This window comes from Longimicrobiaceae bacterium (assembly GCA_036375715.1).
Taxonomy (GTDB): domain Bacteria; phylum Gemmatimonadota; class Gemmatimonadetes; order Longimicrobiales; family Longimicrobiaceae; genus DASVBS01.
Map to the genome: position 1 here is coordinate 69,192 of DASVBS010000053.1, position 18,917 is coordinate 88,108.

General features: G+C 65.4%; 16 protein-coding genes. 2 read left to right on the plus strand and 14 right to left on the minus strand.

Annotated features, from left to right (window positions below):
* Nucleotides 1-44: 44 nt before the first annotated feature.
* From VF167_09995 to VF167_10055, 13 genes are all read right to left on the minus strand, one after another.
* Nucleotides 45-734, minus strand: a complete 690-nt coding sequence (locus VF167_09995; protein ID HEX6925755.1) for a MotA/TolQ/ExbB proton channel family protein — start codon at nt 732-734, stop codon at nt 45-47.
* Nucleotides 735-896: 162 nt separating this feature from the next.
* Nucleotides 897-2,051, minus strand: coding sequence for an ABC transporter ATP-binding protein (locus VF167_10000; GenBank protein HEX6925756.1), 1,155 nt, complete (start codon nt 2,049-2,051; stop codon nt 897-899).
* The gene (locus VF167_10005) at nt 2,051-3,181 is read right to left on the minus strand and encodes an ABC transporter ATP-binding protein (GenBank protein HEX6925757.1); all 1,131 of its coding nucleotides are present in this window, start codon (nt 3,179-3,181) and stop codon (nt 2,051-2,053) included. Before VF167_10005 ends, VF167_10000 begins: the two co-directional genes overlap by 1 nt.
* 158 nt (nt 3,182-3,339) lie before the next feature.
* On the minus strand, nt 3,340-4,557 hold the full coding sequence (gene opp4C, locus VF167_10010) for an oligopeptide ABC transporter permease (protein ID HEX6925758.1): 1,218 nt from the start codon (nt 4,555-4,557) through the stop codon (nt 3,340-3,342).
* A gap of 172 nt (nt 4,558-4,729) precedes the next feature.
* Nucleotides 4,730-5,713 (minus strand): ABC transporter permease, encoded by a 984-nt coding sequence (locus tag VF167_10015; GenBank protein ID HEX6925759.1) that lies wholly within the window; start codon nt 5,711-5,713, stop codon nt 4,730-4,732.
* Nucleotides 5,714-5,866: 153 nt separating this feature from the next.
* On the minus strand, nt 5,867-7,558 hold the full coding sequence (locus VF167_10020) for an ABC transporter substrate-binding protein (protein ID HEX6925760.1): 1,692 nt from the start codon (nt 7,556-7,558) through the stop codon (nt 5,867-5,869).
* A 20-nt stretch (nt 7,559-7,578) separates the two neighbouring features.
* Nucleotides 7,579-9,243, minus strand: a complete 1,665-nt coding sequence (locus VF167_10025) for an ABC transporter substrate-binding protein (protein ID HEX6925761.1) — start codon at nt 9,241-9,243, stop codon at nt 7,579-7,581.
* A 98-nt stretch (nt 9,244-9,341) separates the two neighbouring features.
* Nucleotides 9,342-10,925, minus strand: a complete 1,584-nt coding sequence (locus VF167_10030; GenBank protein ID HEX6925762.1) for an ABC transporter substrate-binding protein — start codon at nt 10,923-10,925, stop codon at nt 9,342-9,344.
* A gap of 95 nt (nt 10,926-11,020) precedes the next feature.
* Nucleotides 11,021-11,794, minus strand: a complete 774-nt coding sequence (locus VF167_10035; protein ID HEX6925763.1) for a biotin/lipoate A/B protein ligase family protein — start codon at nt 11,792-11,794, stop codon at nt 11,021-11,023.
* A gap of 204 nt (nt 11,795-11,998) precedes the next feature.
* Nucleotides 11,999-12,688, minus strand: coding sequence for a metal-dependent hydrolase (locus VF167_10040; protein HEX6925764.1), 690 nt, complete (start codon nt 12,686-12,688; stop codon nt 11,999-12,001).
* Nucleotides 12,689-12,820: 132 nt separating this feature from the next.
* Nucleotides 12,821-13,207: a glycine cleavage system protein GcvH gene (gene gcvH / locus VF167_10045; protein HEX6925765.1), complete on the minus strand. Its 387-nt coding sequence runs from the start codon at nt 13,205-13,207 to the stop codon at nt 12,821-12,823.
* A gap of 126 nt (nt 13,208-13,333) precedes the next feature.
* Nucleotides 13,334-13,978 (minus strand): serpin family protein, encoded by a 645-nt coding sequence (locus VF167_10050; protein ID HEX6925766.1) that lies wholly within the window; start codon nt 13,976-13,978, stop codon nt 13,334-13,336.
* A gap of 81 nt (nt 13,979-14,059) precedes the next feature.
* Nucleotides 14,060-14,353 (minus strand): serpin family protein, encoded by a 294-nt coding sequence (locus VF167_10055; protein HEX6925767.1) that lies wholly within the window; start codon nt 14,351-14,353, stop codon nt 14,060-14,062.
* Between the two features lie 270 nt (nt 14,354-14,623).
* Here VF167_10055 and gcvP point away from each other — a divergent pair, with 270 nt between their 5' ends.
* On the plus strand, nt 14,624-17,503 hold the full coding sequence (gcvP, locus tag VF167_10060) for an aminomethyl-transferring glycine dehydrogenase (protein ID HEX6925768.1): 2,880 nt from the start codon (nt 14,624-14,626) through the stop codon (nt 17,501-17,503).
* Between the two features lie 188 nt (nt 17,504-17,691).
* Here the strand turns inward: gcvP and VF167_10065 are convergent, their stop codons facing one another.
* Nucleotides 17,692-18,216 carry a hypothetical protein gene (locus VF167_10065; GenBank protein HEX6925769.1) on the minus strand — a complete coding sequence of 175 codons (525 nt, stop codon included), beginning with the start codon at nt 18,214-18,216 and terminating at the stop codon, nt 17,692-17,694.
* 99 nt (nt 18,217-18,315) lie between these two features.
* On the opposite strand from VF167_10065, the gene VF167_10070 reads away from it, so the two are divergent.
* Nucleotides 18,316-18,903, plus strand: a complete 588-nt coding sequence (locus tag VF167_10070) for a hypothetical protein (GenBank protein ID HEX6925770.1) — start codon at nt 18,316-18,318, stop codon at nt 18,901-18,903.
* The last annotated feature ends 14 nt before the right edge of the window (nt 18,904-18,917 follow it).

An 18,917-nucleotide genomic window follows, 5' to 3' on the forward strand; every position in this document is an offset into this window, starting at 1 on the left:
GCCCGAGGGGGCGGCCGAGATCAACCTCTAAGCCTGAAAGGGCTTCAGACGGCGGCCGTCCGGCGAACCGCCCGATCGTGCAGGTGATCGATGGTGCGCTGGGCCGACTCTTCCATATCCAGAACGAGCCGGTCGATACGACTCACGAAATAATTGTGGGCGATGTTGACGGGGATCGCGATCACCAGCCCCGCGGCGGTGGTGATCAGCGCGACCTTGATCCCCGCCGCCACCATGGTCGCCTCCACCTCCCCCGCCAGCTCGATTGCCTGGAAGGCCAGGATCATCCCCACCACCGTGCCAAGGAACCCCAGCAAAGGGGCGACGGTGGACACCGTTGCGAGCACGACCAGGCCCCGCTCCAGCTTGGCCATCTCGATCATGCCGGCGTTCTCGATGGCCTTGACCACCCGCTCCGTTCCCTCGTCGGCGCGGCGCAGCCCCTGCGCCAGAATCCGCCCCGCCGGCGTGCCGGAGGCTTCAGCGGTCCCGATCGCCTCGGCATACCGCCCTTCAGCCACGAGGGCGTCGACCTCCCGCAGAACCCGCTTCGTGCGCGCGCCCTTGGAGGTGAGGTCGTAGAGCTTCCAGACGATGACGAGCCCGCCGATCACCGCGCAGGCCAGCAGCGGCCACATCATCCACCCGCCGCCCTCCCAGATGTCCATGAAGGTCATCTCGGGCGTTTCCACCCCGGAAAGCTGTATCCGAGCGAAGGCAAGCGCACAACTCACGGGTTCGCCTCCTGGGAGATGATCGGCACGGTGCAATTCGCGGGGTGATGCCGCCACGGAATCAGGCGTCGTTTCCGAGAAGGACCGATTGATCTTGGTTACGATAGAAACCGGCGACAAGCACTGTCAACGCCTGCAGGTTGCCTGCCATCCGCTCGTCTTTCAGTCCCGGTCGCCCGCGCCCAACGGCACCTTGATGCACGCGGCGAAGTGCCCACCTCCTTTGTCCGCCAGGGGCGGCACGATCCGCGCGCAGTCCGCGTCCTTGAGCGGGTGCTGGCAACGGGGATGAAAGGGGCAGCCCGGCGGCGGATTGGCGGGCGAAGGGACGTCACCCTGCAGCACGATCCGCTGCGCCTTGCGGCCGGGCTCCGGTACGGGCACGGCGGACAGCAGCGCCTTCGTGTACGGCATCAACGGATTGCGATAGAGCTCGTCGGCATCGGCGAGCTCGACGATACGGCCCAGGTACATCACCGCCACCCGGTCGCTGATGTGCTCCACCACCGAGAGGTCGTGCGCGATGAACAGGTAGGTGAGCCCCAGCTCCTGCTGGAGATCCTGTAGCAGGTTGATGACCTGGGCCTGCACCGATACGTCGAGCGCCGACACCGGCTCGTCGCAGACGATGAGGTCCGGCTCGACCGCCAGCGCCCGAGCAATCCCGATGCGCTGGCGCTGCCCGCCCGAAAACTCGTGCGGATAGCGGACGGCGTGTTCCGGCCGCAACCCGACCACCTTCAGCAACTCGGCAATCCGCTCGTCCTCGCGACCCACCGCCAGCCGGTGGATCTTCAGCACCTCCCGCAGCGCGTCGCCGACGGTCAGGCGCGGGTTTAGCGAAGAGAACGGATCCTGGAACACGTACTGGGCCTTCCGGCGGAAGCGTCGCAGCTCCTCCGGATCCATCTCGAAGACGTTCTTGTCGCGGAAGGTAACCGTCCCTCCGGTAGGGTTCTCCATCCGCAGGAGGGTGCGTCCCGTGGTGGTCTTCCCACACCCCGATTCCCCCACCAGGCCGAGGGTCTCCCCCTCCCGCATGTAGAAGGACACTCCATCCACGGCCTTTATGTCACCTACGTGGCGTTGAAGGAAGCCCTTCCGGATGGGAAAGTACTTCCGCAACTGCTTGACGATCAGCAGCGCATCCCGCGGCGGCTCGAGGTCGTCCGGCGTCTGCCCTCGCAGATCGGAATCTCCCTTGGCCGGCGGCAGTGCGCGGGAACCCACCGGGGTCTCCTCGCGGTCGACCTCCGGCAGAGTGTCGATTCCGGGCCGCGTGCCGATGCTCTCGCGCCCTTCCGGGTTCGTCGCCATCAGCGCGGCCCCTCATCCGGAAGGGATCCGGACACGTCGTCGAGCGGTTCTCCGGCCACCGGCGTGGCCGCGCCCGTCCCGGTCAGTACGCCCCGACTGGTGAATCCTCCCCCCGCGCGTCGGATCTCTTCCCGGCGCTCCGGATACTTGACCAGCCAGCATTTCGAGCGGCGCCCCGGCCCGATATCGAAGAGGGGCGGCTCCTCCTGCTCGGTCTTTTCCCAGCCGTACGGGCAGCGATCATGGAAGCGACAGCCGGTCGGCCAGTTGGTCGGACTGGGCACGATCCCCGGGATCACGGCCAGCCGCTCGACGTCCTGGCCCAGACGTGGAATGGAGTGCAGGAGCCCTTCGGTATACGGGTTCTGCGGATCGCGGAAGACATCAGCCACGGGCCCCTCCTCGAACACCTGACCCGCGTACATCACAATCACCCGGTCGCACGTTTCCGCCACCACTCCCAGGTCGTGGGTGATGAGGATGATCGACATCCCCATCTCCTCCTGCAGCCGGTTAAGCAACTCCAGGATCTGCGCCTGGATGGTCACGTCGAGCGCGGTCGTGGGCTCGTCGGCGATCAGCAGCTTGGGGTCGCACGCCAGCGCCACCGCGATCATCACCCGCTGCCGCATCCCCCCGGAGAGCTGATGAGGATACTCGTCCACCCGCTGCTCCGGGCTGGGAATCCCCACCAGACGGAGCATCTCGATGGCCCGATCGCGGGCCTCTCGCTTGTTCAGCCCCTGGTGCAGGCGCAACGACTCCATGATCTGGTCGCCGACCCTGAAGACCGGGTTCAGCGAGGTCATCGGCTCCTGGAAAATCATCGCGATGTCGTTGCCGCGGATCTCCCGCATCCGGCTCTCCGACGCCTGCGCCAGATCCTCGACGCCGCGCTCCCCGTTGAAGAGGATGCGCGACCCCCGCTGGATCTCGCCCGGCGGCTCCGGGATCAACCGCATCACCGAGAGCGCAGTCACCGATTTCCCGCTCCCCGACTCCCCCACGATCCCCAGCGTCTCGCCAGGGTCAACGTGGAACGAGACCCCGTCCACCGCCTGGGCGAGCCCGGCATCGGTGCGGAAGTAGGTGCGGAGGTTTTCGACCTGAAGCAGCGGCTGACTTGCCATAGGAAGTGGTAATTACGAATTACGAATTACGAATTACGGGGCGCCATCCTGCCAGCGGAGCAGTGCCTGGAGATTCGAACTCTCGCAGTCCGTGGTCCAAGATCCGTAGATCGCAGCTCATAATTCGGAGTTTCGTAATTCGTAATTCGTAATTCCTGCTACGTCCTCAGCCTCGGATCCAGCGCATCCCTCAGCCCGTCCCCCAGCAGGTTGAAGGCAGTAACCGTCAGGACGATGGCGAGGCCAGGGAAGGTGGCGATCCACCAAGCGGTCACCAGGGCGTCGCGGCCGTCGGCGATCATGTTCCCCCAGCTCGGGGTGGGTGGCTGTACGCCCAGTCCCAGAAACGAGAGGGACGCCTCCACCAGGATCGTGTTGCCTATGCCCAGAGTGGTGTAGACGATGACGGGCGCGAGGGTATTGGGGATGATGTGACGGAAGATGATCCGCCAGTCCGTCATCCCCAGGACCCGCGCAGCCTGGACGAACTCACGCTCGCGCAGCGACAACACCTCGCCGCGGACGATACGCGCGACGCTCATCCACCCGGTCAGGCCGAGCACCAGCACCACCAGCCAGATCGACGGCTCGAACAGCGCGATCACCACGATCAGCAGCACCAGGCGCGGGAACGACAGCATCATGTCGGTGAAGCGCATGAGCACCGCGTCGGTCCACTTGCCGAAGTAGCCGGCGAGCGCGCCGATGAGCGTGCCGAAGGTGACGCTGATCGCCACCGCCACGAAGCCGATGGTCAGCGAGATCCGGGCGCCGTAGAGGACGCGGGAGAAGATGTCGCGTCCGAACTTGTCGGTCCCCATCGGATGCTCGAGCGAGGGCTCGAGATAGCGGGTGAGGACGATGTCACCCTGCGCGGTGGGATCGAAGGGGGCGATCAGCGGCGCGAGGAGCGTGATGGCGTAGAGGACGACCATGGTGATCAGCCCCGCCATCGCCAGGTGGTTGCGACGGAAATGACGCGCGGCGATCGCCCACTGTGAGTCGCCCTGCAGCCGCGGAACGCGTCGCGATCGGACGATCAGATCGTATAGGCCCCATCCCCAGATCCCCACCAACAGTGCGACCAGCGTCACCACCGCCACGATCATGTCCACCGGTCGCCGCCGCGCCTCAATCAAGGCGGAGATCTCCTGCCCCGAGAGATAGGCGAGCCCCAGCAACGCCCCCCAACCGAGCAGCAGGCACATTCCCATCAGCCATTCCCCGCGCAGCAGGTGCCCGCTCCCGGGAAGCACGACCGACAGCCCGACCTGCCCCGGAGTCGCCGGCGCACGCCGACCCACGACCGGCGCCGCCGCCGCCGCCGAGAGCGGCTCGGGAGGGGAAGACTCGAGGGCTGGGGGAGGTTGGGGCATATGTCGAATACGAATTACGAATTACAAATTACGGATTGCGGATTGCGAATTACGGATAATCACTACGAACAACGTTTCGTTTTACCGCGGCTGCCGTAGGGATCGTGTCTTGAATTCCGGCGCTCGAGCCCGCGACAAGCCATAATTCGTAATTCGCAATTGCGCATTCGCCTCATTCGACGCGAATGCGCGGGTCCACCACGGCGTACAGCACGTCCGCCAGCAGATTCCCGATCACCACCATGGCGGCGGCGACGAAGCTGGTGGCCATCACCAGCGGGTAGTCGCGCTGGAAGATGGCGTCCACGATCAGGCGGCCCATGCCGGGCCAGGCGAAGATCGTCTCCACCAGCACCGAGCCGGAGAGCAGCACGGGAAGGTAGAGGCCCAGCAGCGTGATGATGGGAATGAGCGCGTTGCGCAGGGCGTGCTTGAAGATGACCGCGCGCTCGGAGAGACCCTTGGCACGCGCGGTACGGATGTAGTCCTGGTGAATGACCTCGAGCATCGAACCGCGCATGTAGCGCGCGACGCCGGCCGCGTTCCCGATGCCCAGCGCCGTCACTGGCAGGATCAGGTGCTCGATCCGATCCCACATCTTCTCGCCGAAGGACATGAACTCATAGCCGACGCTGGTCATGCCGGTGGCGGGGAACTGCAGCGGCCAGTCCCACTGGTTCGCCTTCCAACTGAAGAGCAGCACCAGCATCAGCGCGAACCAGAAGGAGGGCATCGAATAGAAGAAGAGTGCCAAAAAGGTCAGCACGTTGTCCGCCGCCGAGTACTGGCGCACCGCCTGGACGATGCCGACCAGCATCCCCAGCACGAAGATCACCACCAGCGACGCCAGCATCAGTTGGACGGTGTTCCACAGTACTTCCGGCAGGATGTCGCCGATGGGGCGCATCTGCCCGAACGAGTAGCCGAAGTCGCCCCGCAGGAAGGCGGTCAGCCACTTGAAATACTGCACGTGAAGCGGCCGATCGAGCCCGAAGTTGCGCCGCATCTGCTCGATCACTTCCGGCGCTACATTCGGGTTGAAGTACCGGGCGGTAGGGTCGCCCGGGGCCAGATTGATGATGAAGAAGATGAGGGTGAGGATTCCCAGCAGGAGCGGAATCGCCCCGACCAGCCGACGCAGAAGGTAAGCGATCACGGATCGTGGCTCCGGTGGTCGCGATCGGGTGAGACAGGGGTCATGAGCACCGTCGCAGCAGGGCTGGGCGTTTCGGTCGAAAAATGCTCCCGCGGGGCCGCTCTCGCACGGCGGGGAGCGGCCGCAAGGGACAGGCCAGGTTGAAGTTAGGTCTTACTCGGTCGTGTCCGTGGTGGCGGGCGCGAAGCCCCCGCGCTGCTGGTCCTCGGGAATCCACCACTCCCAGGCATTCTGGTAGGGACCGAAGGTGTTCACTTTCACCCCGCGAACCCGCTCGTTGATCCCGTTCACCTGGTCCATGTAGAAGAGCCAGGTGTAGGGCTGGTCCTCCACGAGCTTGGCGGCTGCCTGCTTCCAGTAGGGGATGGCCGCCTCCTCCGTCGGCTGCGCCAGTGCCAGCTCGAAGAGCCGCTGAGCCTCGGGGTTAGCATAGGAGACGATGTTGAACGGCGACTCCGGGCTCCACATCCCGGTGAGGTCAGCCGAGAGCGGCACGCCCCATCCGCCCAGCGCTGCCTCGTAATCCTCTCTCACCAGCGCGTCCATGAAGGTGTTGAACTCGAGGGAGCGGAGCTGAGCATCCACGCCGATCTGCCGCCACTGCTGCTGTACGATCTGTGAGACGTCGGCGCGACGCTGATTTCCCGAGTTGGTTACCAGCGTGAAACGGAACGGCTTACCGTCCTTCTCGACGATGCCATCGCCGTTGTTGTCCACCCATCCCTTGCGGGACAGGATCTCCCGTGCCTGATCGGGATCGTACGGGAGCAGCGGCGTCATCTGCGGATCATAGAGATCCGCGAAGATCGGAGGGTACGGCCCGCTGGCCCGGACCGCGAACTCCGTCATCTGCAGCGCCTCGAGGATCCCCTCGACGTTGATTGCCATTCCCAGCGCCCGTCGGATCTCCGGGTCGGCGAATGCCTCGAACGAGTTGGGGTTGTAGGCGATGTAGTCGTAGAATCGCTTCTCCTCCATTTCGAAGCGAATCTGCGGAGCCTGCTGGCGGAGCATAGGCACATGCTCGAAGCCCACCCCGTTCACCCAGTCAATGGTGCCGGTCTGCAGTTCCACGATCCGGGTCGTGGCGTCCGGAATCACACGGAAAACGATCTGGTCGAGATACCCGGCCGGCTGGAAGTGCGGATTGCGCGAGAGAACCACCTGCTGCCCTCGGGACCAGCTGGCGATCTGATAGGGTCCGCTGACCACCAGACCGCCGTTCTCCGGATTGCGAACGCTCGGGTGCGTCGCCAGCTCGGACGGCGGCACCGACTCGTACACATGCCGGGGGACGATGCCGTGCGTCGAGTGGAACAGCATCTCCGGATAGCGGCGCCGGAAGCGGAAAAGCACGGTGGAATCGTCCTCGGCCACCACTTCCTCGATGTGCTCCGTATAATCCTGGCGCGGAGACGCGACCATGGGGTCGCGGAGCATGTGGTAGGTAAAGACGACATCGTGCGCGGTGATGGGTGTGCCGTCCGACCAGCGCACATCCGACCGCATGTGGAAGCGGATGCCGGTTGAATCGGGTGCGACGTACTCGTAGGAGCGCGCCAGGGCCATGGGGCTCTCGTCCGCGGTGACGTACCGCACGCGACCGTCCGCCCACTCGCCTCGCAGCAGGCCCATGTACAACACATCCTGCAGGGTCGCGTCGAGGCCGCCCTGGGAAAGGGTGGCCAGCGGTTGAGCCATGTCGGAGTTCTGGGCGATGACGACCGTGCCGCCAGAGACCGGATCTCCATCCCCTCCGGAACCGCCACTCGCCGCATCCCTTCCACAACCGGCCCATATCAACAAGACCGTGGCGGCCAACAATCCCCTGGCGGTGCGTGGCATCGTCTTCCTCTCCGGTCCGCTCAGTTTCCGCGACGCATGCTTGGGAGGATCCACCATCGGTCGACCCCCACCCAGTCCCCTCGCGCGTCAGGATTCACGTTCCGCAGCCGCTCGTGGACCCCCTCGAGCCGCTCCTGGAAGTACAGGAAGGTAAACGGTTGATCGTGTGCGATCTTGCGCTGGTACTCTACCCAGAGCGCCCTCGCCTCTTCCCGATCCACTACGGTCGGGAGCTTTTCCAGCACGCGATCCGTTTCCGGGTCGCAGTAGCCGACCCACTGGAAAGGATCGTCACGCTTGTCGCAGTGGAACAGGTCTGTGTCGTCGATCCGGAACTCGGTCACCCACCCGATGATCACCGCGTCGAAATCACGCAGGTCGGGGGTCTGGATCTGGTTCAGCAGGGTCCCCCACTCCACGACCCGCGACTCAGCCGCGATACCGACCCGCCGCAGATCCGACTGGACCTTCGCCGCGATGTCGGCTCGGAGCTGGTTGCCCTGATTGGTCTTGATCACGAAGCGGAAGGGTTGCCCGGCTTCGTTCTCGATGATCCCATCCCCGTTGCGATCCTCCCAGCCGGCCTCCGCGAGGAGCTCGCGAGCCGCCTCGGGATCGTACTTCAGGTCACTCCCCGCTTCCGGATCGTACTGCCAGAAGAAAGGCGGTACAGTCGAGTTCGCAAGCTGGCCGTAGCCGTAAACGATTCCGTCGATGATTCCCTGTCGATCGATGGCCATCGTCAGCGCGCGACGAACGCGCACGTCGTCGAACGGCGGACGGCGCTCGTTCCAGCCGATGACCAGGAAGGCGCGATCGGGGAAGGATACCAGGCGCGTATTCGGGTGGCTCTCGATTCGCGCGGCCTGGTCCGCGACGGGTGCGATATAATAGTCGATCGATCCCGTGAACAGCTCGGTCAGCAAGCTGGTGGGTTCGGGGATGAACCGATACACCAATCGGTCGAGGTACGGGCGCCCCCCGAGCTCCTCAGGGAAGTCCTCGTTCGCCTCGAACACCCAGTTCTGCCCCAGCGTGCGCGAAACGAAGCGGAACGGACCATTCCCCACCGGCTCTTGCGTGGAGAACGGGTGATTGCGGAGCTCCGCTGGCGGCACTCCCTCCAGGATATGGCGTGGCACCGGGGCGAAGGAACGCCATGGATCCATGTAGTCCGCATGGGGCTCCATCTCCACCCGAAAAGTGAACGAGTCTACGGCCACCCCTTCCCCGTAATGCGTCCAGAAGGCGGTATTCGGATAGCCTGTCTCCGGGGTGGTCGCCATCGCGTAGCTGAACTCCAGGTCGTACGCAGTCGTCTTCACCCCATCGTGCCAGTAGACGTCGTCGCGTAGATGGAAGGTGATGGCCGAGGTGTCTTCGTTCAGCTCCCAGGAACGGGCGAGGTAGGGGACCGGCTCGAAGTTCTCATCATACCGGATCAGCGGCATGAACAGGACGAACATGCGCAGCTGAGCCGAGTTGTGGTCGGTTGCGGTAAGCGGGTTGATGTCCGGAATGTCGTTGATGGTGGCGACCACGGCAGTCCCCCCATAGCGATCCTCCTCCGCCACGGCTGTTTCCAGCTCTGCGAAGGTATCGCCGCCGCCCCCTGGCCCATCTCCACACGCGGCGAGCGACGACAATACCATCCCTACCGCCATCAGGTGTCGATAGCGCGCCAATCCCGTACTCCTGAAAGGTTTAGTCGAAAGCGAAGTAGACGAAGAGCCCGCCGCGGAGTACCCGTACGTACCGGACCCTGCCAATCAGAGTTCCATCCTTACTGTCGGGAGGCGGGGATCCACCAGCGATCGATGTTCACGATCTTGCTGCGGACATCGGTCTGAATGTTCTGCACGCGTTCTCCCACACCGGCCAGGTCCTCACTCCAGAAGAGGAAGGTGATCGGCTGCAGCTCCTGGAGCCGACCGCTGAACTCGGCCCAGATCGGTGCGGCCTGCGCCGGATCGGTGGTGCGCAGTCCCTGCTCGATGAGAGAGTCGACGCCGGGGTCGCAGAAGCCCGCGCGGTTGGGAGATCCCGGCTGACGCGCCTGGGCACAGGTAAACAGGGGGGTGGGGTCGACCTTGAAGGTATCCAGCGTCCAGTTGGAGATGACCGCTTCGTACTGGCGGTTGCGGTGCTGCTGCAGCAGGGTCTGGAACTCGATGGTGCGGAGATCCACGGCAATGCCGAGCGCCCGCAGACCCTGCTGGATGACGGTCGCGAGGTCCTGGTGCATGCGGTTGGCGGAGTTGACCAGCAGGGTGAAGCGAAAGGCCCTGCCGTCGCGATCGAGCACCTCGTCCCCGTTGCTGTCGCTCCACCCGGCTTCGGCGAGCAGCTGTGCAGCCGCCTGGGGGTCGTAGGGGAGCGGTTCAAGCCCGGGATCCAGCGGGCTCCATGGCGGAATCATCCCGGAGGCCGGGGCGGCCAGCCCATGCATCAGAGCCCGGATGAGCTCCGGCCGGTTGATGGCCATGGTGAGGGCCCTCCGCACCCGAGCATCGGAGAACAGCGGATTCTGGTTGTTCCAGCCGATATAGGTGAACTCACGCGACGGGTAGTGGCGCAGCTCGACCCCCGGCTGGTTTTCGAGCTGGATCGCCTGATCAGGCAACAGGGTGTAGCCGATCATATCGGCCGAGCCGTTGAGCAGCTCGGTGATCATGGTGGTCGGCTCGGGGATCACGCGGAAGACCACCCGGTCCAGATAGGGCCGCCCGCCAAGGCCCGCAGGGAAAGAGTCGTTGGCCTCCAGCACGAGGCGCTGGTTGCGTTCCCAGGAGACGAAACGAAACGGGCCGCTGCCCACGGGGCGTTGGTTGAACGGCGCCTGGCTCATCTGCGCCGGGGCAACGTCCGCCAGCAGGTGCCGCGGGACGGGCGCCCACCAGAAACCGTCCAGCGCCTGGGCATGGGGTGCATCGAAGTCGAAGCGCACCGTGAACGAGTCGATCACGGTGGCGGACCTCACCTGGTTGAGGTAGGCGGATCCTAGCAGCGAGGCGGTCTCCGGGTTCTTCGCCAGGTCGAAGGTGAACTTCACGTCCTCGGCCGTCACGAGCTCGCCATCGTGCCAGCGAACGTCATCCCGGAGGTGAAAGGTCACGCTGCTGTCCGTCAGCTCCCAGGACTCGGCTAGATACGGCTGAGGGGACAGAGACTCGTCGTAGCGGATCAGCGGGGTGAAGAGCATCTGCTTGATCACCTCGTCGGTGAGGATGCTCGTGTTCACCACCGGGTTGAAGGCCTGAAAATCGGTGAGGGTGGCGATGATCGCGGTCCCGCCCGGCTGCGGCTCGCCCGTCACCTCCTCGCGCGGCGCGTCCGCCCCGTTGCAGGCGGCCAACAAGCCGAGCATCAGCGGGCACATCCGAGCAGGGAGGACACTAGAAATCGAGGGCATCGGGACGTGTGTGGGGGCGTCAGTGGAGAGTCGCAGCGGGCTAAGGCCGCTCAGCTTCGCCAGATCCATTCCGGATCGCTGTGCTTTGCGACCAGCTCGCGGACTCGTGCCAGCTCCTTAGAGGACAGCTCCGAGGGCTGCAGATCGGCCCCCAGGACCTCCGTCCACCCGGCCAGGAGCGCGGCCGTCAGCGTCGTCCAATCGGGGAGCTCTGCCAGGTGCTCGGCCAGGGTTGCCGGAGGGAGTCCTGCCGGCTGGCCATTACGGGTGACGCTCGCCAGCAGTTGCTGGTCGTCCGCCAGCAGAAGGGAGCCGTGCTGGAGGAGCACCCCCGCACGGCGCCACTGCGCGCTCCCGACGAGCTTGCGATCCGCCACCACCACCTCCCCCTCTGCCGGCTCCTCGAAGCAGGGGTTAGTGGAGGGGACCGCCGCCCGCGCCACCGCTGAGGCGTGTATCCGCGCATCCAGGCCCAACCGCCGCAGTCCCGCGGCCAGCGCGCGGTTGATCGAGCGATAGCTCTCCCGCGGGCCGCCGAGGCTGTGATCGCGCACCACCACTGCGTAGGTGAGCTCGCGCGCGTGCACGACCGCCCGCCCACCCGTAGGCCGCCGCACCACGTCCAGCCCCAGCGCGGCTATCCGCTCCCGATCGTACCATCCCACCGCCGGCTGATTCCGCCCGAATGAGAGGCAGCGCGGCTCCCACCGATAGAACCGCAGTACCGGCGTCCCCCCCTCGCGCACCGACTCCATCAGCGCCTCGTCCACGGCCATATTATACGACCCGGGCGCGGGGGGCGTGTCGAGGAAGCGAAGCTTCAATTCTTGATGTAATTTTGAATTTTGGAGGTTGAATTACGAATTACGAATTACGAATTACGAATTACTTGCCCGGCACAGTCATCCTGACCGAAGGGAAGATACCTCGGAAACCCATGCCCTGCGGGATTCCTCGCTTCGCTGGGGAAGGGGCTTTGGCTCCCGCGATGACCGCAAGCTCGTAATTCGTAATTCGTAATTTGTAATTCAAACTTCGTAACTGTCCCCCGGCTTCAAGACGACGACCTCCGCCCTCTCGCCCACCAACCTGCGGAACTCTTCCGGGTCCTGCGCGATCAGGTCCCAGGTATTGTAGTGCACGGGAATGACCACGCGCGGCTGGATGAATTCGACGGCCCGGGCCGCGTCGGCGGGGTCCATGGTGTAGTTGTCGCCGATCGGGAGCAGAGCCACGTCGACGGAGCCGGAGAGCAGCTCCATATCCTTGATGAGGGCGGTGTCTCCCGAGTAATAGACCCGTTTCCCGCTGTTCAGCTCGAGCAGGAAGCCGCAGCAGTCGGTGGTGAAGGCGCCGGTATCGTCCCCCGCGATGCTACCGGTATGCAGTGCCGGCGTCAGCTTCACCCGCCCGAAGGGGAACCGATGGCCTCCGCCGATGTTCATCCCGTGGACCTTCTCCACGCCCTGATTCGAGCAGAAGGTCACCAGCTCGAAAGTGGAGACGACCGTGGCGCCGGTGCGCTTCGCCAGCGGGATGCAGTCGATGAAGTGGTCGAAGTGTCCGTGGGAGACGAGGATGTAGTCGAGCCGATCGATGTCGTCCGGCCGGATGTCGGCCGCTGGATTGTCCGTCAGGAACGGATCGAAGAGAATGCGCGTCCCCTCGTCCGTCTCCAGCGAGATGCACGCGTGTCCGTGCCAGGTGAGGGTGGCCATCTTCGGAATACGCTGAAGGTTAAAAGGATCGGGACGTTAGAAGGGAAGCTAGAATTCAGAAGCTGGAAGCTAGAAGGAATCTCGATACTGCACCAGCGAATTCTGGCTTCCAGCTTCTCGCTTCTAGCTTCTCTAACTGATCTGCTTCTCATACGCCTCCGCGTCCAGCAGCCCGGCGAGCTCGGACTCGTCTTCCACGCGCAGGCGAATCATCCAGCCGTTGCCGTAGGGATCGGTGTTCACCAGGGCGGGGTCGGCGTCCAGCGCCTCGTTCACTTCGATCACCTCCCCGGAGACGGGGCAGAAGAGCTCCGACACCGCCTTCACAGCTTCGATCGTCCCGAACACCTCCATCCGCCCGAAGCGGGCCCCCACCTTGGGGAGCTCGACGAAGACCACGTCCCCCAGCTGGTCCTGCGCATAGTCGGTGATGCCGACCGCCACCACCCCCTCCTCCTCCGTCCGGCGCACGTACTCGTGCTCGGGCGTATACAGCAGCTCCTGCGGGACCTTCGACATGGGGCCTCCACCTTGTAGTGCAGAACACGCATCCGTCCATTCCCGCTTCGAACGGCGGCGGGAGAGCAGAGAATAGACGGGTGCGGATGGAGGGTCAAGCGGCCGGCGGGCATGCCGCCGGCCGCCTCAGGAGGGATCCGTCACCTTACCGATGAAGAGAATCGTCCCGGAAAACCGTTCGCGGATCGCGAACCCGAACGGGCGGTCGACTCGGATAGGGGCAGGAGCCGATCCGATCTTTACCCCCACGCTCGTTGCGGCCGCCGCCTCCGTCCCCTGTTCATTCACATCCACGAAGCTCTTCTGCAGAACCTCGTCGATGTAGAGCAACCGCCCGTGGGTGGCCGACATTCCGCTGAAATCAGCCGCGCGGAAGACGAACGCCAGCTCCATCCCCAGACCCTTCAGGGCATCGTTCAGCTTTTGTTCGTACGCGATGCGGAAGCGCGGTAGATGAACCTCGACCTCTTGTTCGGTGAGATTCATCACGGCAGCTTCCCACTGGCCGACGTCGAGCGAAGCGACCAGCTCGTCGATCCCGCCCGGCTCGTGCGGCAGCAGGATCGTCATACTGAAGGCTCCTCGACCGTATGGCAGATCGATCACCCGATAGTCATCCGTCACTCGGTGCCCGATCTCCACCATGCCCTGCATCGTAGGCACCTGGACGACCGACCCGTCTTCCCCGTGGAAGGGCTCGAGCCGTGTCCGGGAAGCATCGAACCGCTGCGTCCACGACCCCTTGAAGTACAGGGCGTTGATCAGGAACATCACGTACTCGTCGACGGTGTCGAGGAACGGCTGATCGAAGGGGAAGGTCTCCCTGTACCAGACCGAGTTGCCGATACGGAATTACACCGACTGATCCAGCTCGAGGAGCAGGCCGATCAGGTCGCGATACGATTCGTTGATGGCCTGCAGTTCCAGCTCGCCAAAGCCGAGGACGCGTCGCATTTTCGCGAGCGTCTCACCGCGGGCGCCGTTCATCGTCATTCCCAAAGCCAGGGATGCGCTGAACGGGGACAGGAAGAGGTTCCGGTCGCCGAACTCGCGGTCGCTCGCGCGGAAGAGGTCGAAGGTGAAGTCGTTCCCGTGGGCGATGACCTGCTGCTCGGCCACAGTCAGCTCGCGGGGCAGAGACGCCAACGGTTGCGGGGCCGAAGGAGTCTCGGCGCACGCGGCACCCAGCAGCAAGCCTGGCAGCGCAAGCTGGTAGGCCCATCGACCGCATGCGAAAGGCTTCCATCGGTTGGCATGGGATTGCCTCCGGGGTAGGCGCCAACTTCGTTGGTGGTGGGTGTTTACTTCGAAGAACGCCTTTACCCTCCGGAAGTTGACCTGGCAGGATGGCGACCGCGGCCGACCAGCGATAGATTCTGCGCTCCCAAATCGCCGCCCCGCGCAGAGATACCCGACGTGGAAGACAGCCTCGCAAGCACGCACGACGATTTCACTTCGCGTCATATCGGCCCTCGTCCACACGACATCGACGAGATGCTCGAGACGCTTGGATTCGACTCGCTCGAGTCACTGGTGGACGCTGCGGTGCCGGCGGAGATCCGGCTGGGCCGGCCGCTCGACCTCCCCCCGGGAGTGAGCGAGCACGAGGTCCTCGAGGAGCTGCGCGAGATCGCCGGGAAGAACCAGATCTTCCGCTCCTACATCGGGATGGGATACTACGACTGCGTGACGCCCCCCGTCATTCAGCGCAACATCCTGGAAAATCCCGGCTGGTATACCGCCTACACGCCCTACCAGGCGGAGATCGCTCAGGGACGGCTGGAGGCGTTGCTGAACTTCCAGACAGTGGTGATCGACCTCACCGGGCTCCCGATCGCCAACGCGTCCCTGCTGGATGAAGCGACGGCCGCGGCGGAGGCGATGGCCATGAGCTACGCCGTCCGGGGCAGCGATTCGCGTAAGGTCTTCTTCGTGTCCACTGAGTGCCATCCGCAGACGATCGACGTGGTCCGCACCCGCGCGCAAGCGCGCGGCATCGCGCTGCGCCTGGGGAATCCGCTAGAGGAGGAGATCGGGGAGAAGGTGTTCGGGGTGCTCCTGCAGTACCCCGCGTCCGACGGACGGGTTGCTGATCTGCGCGCGGTCTGCGAGCGGGCGCACGCTGCGGGCGCGCTGGTGACGATGGCGACGGACCTGCTGGCCCTCACCCTGCTCGCGCCGCCGGGCGAGTTGGGGGCGGACATCGCCGTGGGGAACTCGCAGCGCTTCGGCGTTCCGCTGGGCTATGGGGGACCACACGCCGCGTTCTTCGCTACCCGCGAGGAGTTCAAGCGCCAGATTCCCGGCCGCATCATCGGCCTCTCGCGCGACACCACAGGGCGCCCGGCGCTGCGCATGGCGCTGCAGACCCGCGAGCAGCACATCCGGCGGGAGAAGGCGACCAGCAACATCTGCACGGCGCAGGTGCTCCTGGCGGTGATCGCGGGAATGTACGCGGTCTACCACGGGCCCGCCGGCCTGGAGCGCATCGCCTACCGGGTGCACCGTCTCACCTGCGCGCTGGCAGAGGGGCTTCGTCGCCTGGGCAACGAAGTGGTGCACGATAGGTTCTTCGACACGCTCGCTGTACGCCCGCGCGAAGGCGCGGACGAGGCGATCCGGGCGGCGCTCGCGCGCAGGATCAACCTGCGCCGCATCGATGACACGACGGTGGGGATCGCGCTCGACGAGACCACCACCAGCCGGGACGTGACCGATCTGCTGGAGGTGTTCAACGACGGTCGCCCTGCCGATTTCGCCGTCGAGTCGCTCGTGGAGAGCGCCCCTTCCGGTCTGCCGGAGGCGACGCGCCGCACCTCGGAGTTCCTCACGCACCCGGTCTTCAACACCTACCGTTCCGAGACCGAGCTCCTGCGCTACATGCGGTCGCTCGAGAGCAAGGATTTCTCGTTGGTGCACGGGATGATCCCGCTCGGTTCGTGCACCATGAAGCTCAACGCCACGGCCGAGATGATCCCCATCACCTGGCCGGAGTTCGCGAAGCTTCACCCCTTCGCCCCGGCCGAGCAGGCGGCCGGATACGAGATCCTCTTCGAGCAGCTGCGCAGGCAGCTGGCGGAGATCACCGGCCTGCCGCACGTCTCGCTGCAGCCGAACGCGGGTTCGCAGGGGGAACTCGCCGGGCTGCTGACCATCCGACGTTACCACGCGGCGCGCGGCGAGGAGCAGCGCGACGTCTGCCTCATACCCCAGTCCGCGCACGGGACCAACCCCGCCAGCGCGGTGATGGCGGGAATGCGCGTGGTGGTAGTGCGCACCGACGCCAACGGCAATGTGGACGTGGAGGATCTGCGAGCCAAAGCGCGGGAGCACGCGGAGCGGCTGGCCGCGCTCATGATCACCTATCCGTCCACGCACGGGGTCTTCGAGGGGTCGATCCGGGAGGTATGCGAGATCGTTCACGCGGCCGGCGGACAGGTCTACCTGGACGGCGCGAACCTGAACGCTCAGGTGGGGCTCTGCCGGCCGGGTGACTACGGCGCGGACGTCTGCCACCTCAATCTGCACAAGACCTTCTGCATTCCGCACGGAGGGGGCGGACCCGGCATGGGGCCGATCGCCGCGGCGGACCATCTCGCGGCCTTCCTCCCCGGCCACCCCGTGGTCCCCATCCACGGCCAGGACAGCCATGCCGTGGCCGCGGCTCCTTGGGGCAGCGCGAGCATCCTTCCGATCTCGTGGGTCTACATCCGGTTGATGGGAGCGGAGGGGCTGAAGCGGGCGAGCGAGGTAGCGATCCTGAACGCGAACTACATCGCCCGTCGACTGGAGGCACACTACCCGGTGCTGTACCGGGCCGCCAACGGAACCGTCGCCCACGAATGCATCCTGGACACCCGCGGGCTCAAAGCCTCCGCCGGCGTGGATGTGGAAGACATTGCCAAACGGTTGATGGACTACGGCTTCCACGCGCCCACCGTCTCCTTCCCGGTGCCTGGGACGTTGATGATCGAGCCGACGGAGAGCGAGCCCAAGGAGGAGTTGGACCGCTTCTGCGAGGCGATGATCGCCATCCGCGAGGAGATCCGGCAGATCGAGCGCGGGGAGATGGATCGCGAGGACAATCCGCTGAAGCACGCCCCTCATCCGGCGGACGTCGTGACCGCGGACGAGTGGGGGCATGCCTATTCGCGGCAGCTGGCGGCGTACCCGGCCCCCTGGTGTCGGGAGCGCAAGTTCTGGCCTCCCGTTTCCCGCGTCGAAAGCGCCTACGGGGACCGAAATCTCGTGTGCGCCTGCCCTCCCGTCGAGACGTATGAGCCCGCCGGCGCCTGAGGCCCTCGCCCGAGGGCTGCGCCGCTAGAAGTCGAATCGGTGATCAACGAACTCGGAGTCGATCGAGCGGCACAAAAAGTGGAATGAGCGGGAATGGAACGCGGATAAACGAAGTGGGGCGGCGCGCATCCGTGCCGCCCCGCGCCTTTGAATCTGAGTCTGTTTCCGCCGGGAACGAGGGCCGTACTTCAGCGAGGCGTGAGGCCGTGCTCAACGGCCACCTCTGAAGGCGAGGGGATCGGAATGTACGGCTCCCCCATCTTCGCTCCCACCGTGCGAATGCTATCGGCGATCGCGTTGTAGCGTTCCACCGCGGCGTGGTTGCGCGACACCACACCGCGCCAGCGCTCATATACCGCGTTACGCTCCCCCACGTGTTGGTTGTAGCGGGCGAGGACGCTGCGATACTCGTCGTAAAGCGTAGGCGGAAGACGGTTGTCCTCCGCGCGCCGCTCCAGCGCCGCGAGCGCTTCGCGCTCCTCGCGGAGCTCGGAATCGGCCGCCTCGATCACTGCGCGCAGGCTGTCGGCCGCGATCTGCGACCTCATCACCTCGAGCGCGACCGTGTCGACGGACTCCGTCAGCCGGCGCAGCACCTCGCGCTCCTCCGCGTACGCCACCCAGCGGTAGCCCTGACGCCCCAGGTTGTAGAGGAGCAGGGCCACGGCGGCGAACAGAAGAAAGCGGCTGCGTGCGGTCCAGTGTACGCTCATCGAGGGTGCCGGCTGGCGGTTAGATCGCCGGGAAGAAGGTGCGGAGATGGTCTGTCTCTTGCGGCCGCCGCGGGAGGATACACCTACCCTGACGCGGCTATGAACGATCCCCTCAGGCTCCTGCGCGACCGGCTGACGCGCGTCTCTCCCGGTGCATTCGGGGAGGCTTCGGTCGATCGCGAATCGCCGGACCCGTTGCAGATGCTGACCGCCGAGCTACTCCTCTTCACCGGGCTCGGCACAGTCGCCGAAGCGCTGCACGACGGCCAGCACTCCCCCGTCGACCCCTATGCACCCGAGAGCGGCCCGCGGGGGGCATTTGCCCGCCTTCGGCCCGTCGATTGGGGCCCCGCGCTTCTCGCGGCCGCCGCGGCGATCGCCCACGCGGTGCACGCCATTGCCCCGGGAGAACGCAGCCGGCTGGCCACACGCACCTTTGACCTCGCCGTGGTCGGCATCGGTCTCCTCGGCCTGGCCGATACCCTGGCCGGAGTGCGCCGAGGTGGACGCCCCCTCTCCCCCGCTCCGCTATCACTGGCCTCGGCCGCCCTGCTCGGCATTCTCGTCGACCGCGCAGAAAGGCAGCACGAGGACGAACGCAAGCGACTGGAAAAGCGCGCCCGCATCGTGGAGCGCCTCGTCCCCAAACGCCGACCCCGCCTGGACCGCATCGTCGTGCACGTCTAGCTCGCCGCGGCCCG

What these genes read in the sequence shown, in the direction of transcription:
- VF167_10030 (HEX6925762.1), bottom strand. Translation starts at nt 10,925, where the DNA reads ATGCTCGGCTTGTTGGCCGCCTGCAACGGGGCGGACGCGCCGCGCGAG.
- VF167_10065 (HEX6925769.1), bottom strand. Translation starts at nt 18,216, where the DNA reads ATGAGCGTACACTGGACCGCACGCAGCCGCTTTCTTCTGTTCGCCGCC.
- VF167_10000 (HEX6925756.1), bottom strand. Translation starts at nt 2,051, where the DNA reads ATGGCGACGAACCCGGAAGGGCGCGAGAGCATCGGCACGCGGCCCGGA.
- VF167_10005 (HEX6925757.1), bottom strand. Translation starts at nt 3,181, where the DNA reads ATGGCAAGTCAGCCGCTGCTTCAGGTCGAAAACCTCCGCACCTACTTC.
- opp4C (HEX6925758.1), bottom strand. Translation starts at nt 4,557, where the DNA reads ATGCCCCAACCTCCCCCAGCCCTCGAGTCTTCCCCTCCCGAGCCGCTC.
- VF167_10020 (HEX6925760.1), bottom strand. Translation starts at nt 7,558, where the DNA reads ATGCCACGCACCGCCAGGGGATTGTTGGCCGCCACGGTCTTGTTGATA.
- VF167_10050 (HEX6925766.1), bottom strand. Translation starts at nt 13,978, where the DNA reads ATGTTCCTGATCAACGCCCTGTACTTCAAGGGGTCGTGGACGCAGCGG.
- gcvH (HEX6925765.1), bottom strand. Translation starts at nt 13,207, where the DNA reads ATGTCGAAGGTCCCGCAGGAGCTGCTGTATACGCCCGAGCACGAGTAC.
- VF167_10070 (HEX6925770.1), top strand. Translation starts at nt 18,316, where the DNA reads ATGAACGATCCCCTCAGGCTCCTGCGCGACCGGCTGACGCGCGTCTCT.
- VF167_10040 (HEX6925764.1), bottom strand. Translation starts at nt 12,688, where the DNA reads ATGGCCACCCTCACCTGGCACGGACACGCGTGCATCTCGCTGGAGACG.